We start from the raw sequence: 883 nt of genomic DNA, 5'->3' as shown, positions 1-883 counted from the left end.
CGTGTTGAGGCCAACGCCCATAATGCGTGCACTGGCGCGACATCCGACGCCATTCATGGCCATATCAATGATTTTCTGGTGCGTACCGGGCTGAGAGGCGGTGTAAGTGAACTGTAGTTGCCATGTTTTACGGCAATGAGAGCAGAGATAGCGCTGATGTCCGGCAGTGCTTTTGCCGTTACGCACCACGCCTTCAGTAGCGGAGCAGGAAGGACATCTGATGGAAATGGAAGCCACGCAAGCACCTTAAAATCACCATCATACACTAAATCAGTAAGTTGGCAGCATTACCCGCAATTGGGTCATTAAACTGCCCGACAGCGTACCTGCTTCAGTATCGCGTTCCTTCTCGGCATTAATTCCCGGCTTTATTATTCTTTCCGTGATGGGGATTATTGCCTGGGCGTTGAATACCTGGGGCACCAACTTCCATCAGATCATTATGGATACCATCTCAACCCCACTGGCATCGTTGGGTAGCGTGGTGGGCTGGGCCTATGTGATCTTTGTTCCACTGCTCTGTGAACCGCCCCGGGAATCCTGGAGACTAAACTTCCTGAGAAAGAGGTAAACAGGATGACTAAAAATACTCGTTTTTCCCCCGAAGTCCGTCAGAGGGCGATTCGTATGGTTCTGGAAAGTCAGGGCGAATATGACTCACAGTGGGCGGCAATTTGTTCCATTGCCCCAAAGATTGGCTGTACACCGGAGACTCTGCGTGTCTGGGTACGCCAGCATGAGCGGGATACCGGAGGCGGTGATGGCGGGCTCACCACCGCTGAACGTCAGCGTCTGAAAGAGCTGGAACGTGAAAATCGTGAACTGCGCCGCAGTAACGATATCCTTCGCCAGGCTTCCGCTTATTTTGCGAAGGCGGAGTTCG

Annotated in this window: 2 protein-coding genes and 1 pseudogene; 2 read left to right on the top strand and 1 reads right to left on the bottom strand. The window is 52.5% G+C overall.

The window, feature by feature from the left end; genetic code table 11:
- Positions 1 to 237: IS1-like element transposase (locus BHE85_RS16785; RefSeq protein ID WP_001650043.1), on the bottom strand; the 237-nt coding region annotated here is incomplete at its 3' end.
- A gap of 49 nt (positions 238 to 286) precedes the next feature.
- On the opposite strand from BHE85_RS16785, the pseudogene BHE85_RS16780 reads away from it, so the two are divergent.
- Together BHE85_RS16780 and BHE85_RS16775 are read left to right on the top strand one after the other, a co-directional pair.
- Positions 287 to 520 (top strand): annotated as a pseudogene (locus tag BHE85_RS16780) (PTS N,N'-diacetylchitobiose transporter subunit IIC); the annotation flags it as partial.
- Between the two features lie 56 nt (positions 521 to 576).
- The coding region (locus BHE85_RS16775) for a transposase (protein ID WP_032219445.1) at positions 577 to 883 on the top strand (307 nt) is incomplete at its 3' end.

The organism is Shigella sp. FC1567 (assembly GCF_001743015.1).
Classification (GTDB): domain Bacteria; phylum Pseudomonadota; class Gammaproteobacteria; order Enterobacterales; family Enterobacteriaceae; genus Escherichia; species Escherichia coli.
Note: the sequence above shows the minus strand (reverse complement) of the source record. Positions and strands in the feature narration are given on the sequence as shown.